Genomic DNA, 2,054 nt, shown 5'->3' on the forward strand with positions numbered 1-2,054 from the left:
GTAAAAAATATCTATCAAATGGCAAATATTAAAAGAATTTATATCACAAAAGAAAAACTTGTGATTGAGTATTATATTAAAAATGATTTGGTTTTTCCTTTAGGAACTTTTTTTGTGTATTATCGTAGTTCGTCAGTTCCATCCATAGCAAATCCAGGAGATATAGTGATATACACCTTCGGAGATAAGGCCAAAGAATACCTTGAACCTGGTTTATTCAGTGATGGCGATGATCCAACAAAAGGTTGTTTTGGAAGAATTAATGCCATTATAAAGCCTCATGTAATGCCTTATTTATTAAGCTTAGGTGATGAAGAATTTGAAAAAATTATTTCACATGTAAGCGGTTATAACAAAATTAATACCACTTTCCTTAAAGAAGCAATGGAACTCAGAAAAGAGAAAAAGGATAGAGAATTTGGAGAATAAAAAATGCAAAGATGAAATTATTTGGAAATTGCGGTATAAAAACACGCCATTACTTGTATTATGGACTATCATTTTATGGAGTTTTAGGATTGGTGTGTTATGTGGGTTTATTTGGATTTTTTATATAGCAATTAAAAAGCTATATCAAGCTTTTGATAAAGGGATTTGGGATATAGTATTATTCGGTATAATAAGCCTTATATTTATGGTTGTTATGTTTGGTTATCTTATGGAAATTTTGCGGACACTCAACACAAAAGAAATTTATGCCACAAATAAAGACCTTATTGTAAAGAAATTTGTCGGCAAAGATAAAATTTTTGAGATTGGAAGTTTTTATTTTTGTTATTTTTCACACACATTTACTGCTATTTATGCCGATAGCGTAACCATATCTAAATTTGGCGAGGAAATTTATAATGCATATTCGTTTTTAGATCCACTCAGAAGCAATAATATCCAAGAATTATATGCAATAATAAAACCCCAAACGCAAGAATATTTAAGCAAAATTGATTTGAAAAACTATGAATTTTTTAAGAGTAGGCATAGCAAAATCTCACCACGATTTGATTTGGATTTTTTAAAAATTGAGGAATTGAGGAAAATACAAAATGACAAATGAAAATATATACTCTAGCTTACAAGTAGTATTAGACTCTAATGTATCACAATTAAAAACACAATCACAAGAAAAAGATTTTGGAGTAGCGGGACAGATATTTTCAAATTCAGTCGGTGCTGCTGGTGCTTATAGTCAAGAAAAAATCAAAGTTTTATTTGATACAAGTGACAAATTAGGCAAGCAAGTTGGCTCTCGACTTATAAAAGTTAATTTTGGAATCTTTAATATTCTTTATAAAAAACTAGAACAAAAATCCAATGAAAAAATAGCAAAAGAACTTTTAATAGAGGGGGCAACAGGGTATGTAGTTACTAAAAGTGTAGCAACAAGTTTTGCTATCAAGCAAGTAGCAAAAGAGACAGGCAAAAAGATAACTATTAGAACAGGAGTAGGTATAATTGGTAGAGTCTTTACAGGAATTGGAATAGGAGCTATTGCCGGATCAGAAATTCCTATTGTTGGGACAGTGGTGGGTGCAGTAGTGGGAACACTTGTGGCGGGTTTTATTAATGATCGGATTTTTGGCGATGAAGATGAGGAATTAAAAAAACAAGAAGCCAAAGAAAAATATTTAGAGGAAAAATTAGATGAAAAAATGCACAAAATCATCAATTATCTCATCACTCATCAATATATAGAATTAAGAGTGTTAAATGAAGATGAAGCAGAAAAGCTTTGTAAAGAAATAAGTGATATTAATAGTGCTTATTTTAAAACCATTCTTTTGATGCTAAGTTTTCCTTATTATTTAGATAAAGATGAGCAAAGTTATAAAAAAGCTCAAGAAAAAAATCCAACTATAATCAGAATACAACCCATAGCTAATACCTTAAATATAAAAATAGAAATCAATGAATGCTTTCTTGCTAAGAATGGAGAAGCTTTAAAAAATAAGGAAATTTATGTTTATAATCATCGCTTTAATAGAGTGGTGGCAAAGGCTATGAGTGATGATGAGGGTAAAATAGTATTTGAAAATGTTTATGTGGGTAAAGAGAGC

2 protein-coding genes and 1 pseudogene are annotated in these 2,054 nt (G+C 30.0%); all 3 read left to right on the forward strand.

What is annotated here, in order from left to right; translation table 11 throughout:
- Positions 1–429 (forward strand): annotated as a pseudogene (locus ELQ12_RS10495) (hypothetical protein); the annotation flags it as partial.
- Positions 419–1,054, forward strand: a complete 636-nt coding sequence (locus ELQ12_RS09495; RefSeq protein WP_070278275.1) for a hypothetical protein — start codon at positions 419–421, stop codon at positions 1,052–1,054. The pseudogene ELQ12_RS10495 and the gene ELQ12_RS09495, both read left to right, overlap by 11 nt.
- A partial coding sequence (locus ELQ12_RS09500; protein ID WP_208379400.1) for a hypothetical protein occupies positions 1,044–2,054 on the forward strand: 1,011 nt, incomplete at its 3' end. The genes ELQ12_RS09495 and ELQ12_RS09500, both read left to right, overlap by 11 nt.

The sequence above is a fragment of the Campylobacter sp. US25a genome (assembly GCF_004379075.1).
GTDB lineage: Bacteria > Campylobacterota > Campylobacteria > Campylobacterales > Campylobacteraceae > Campylobacter_D > Campylobacter_D jejuni.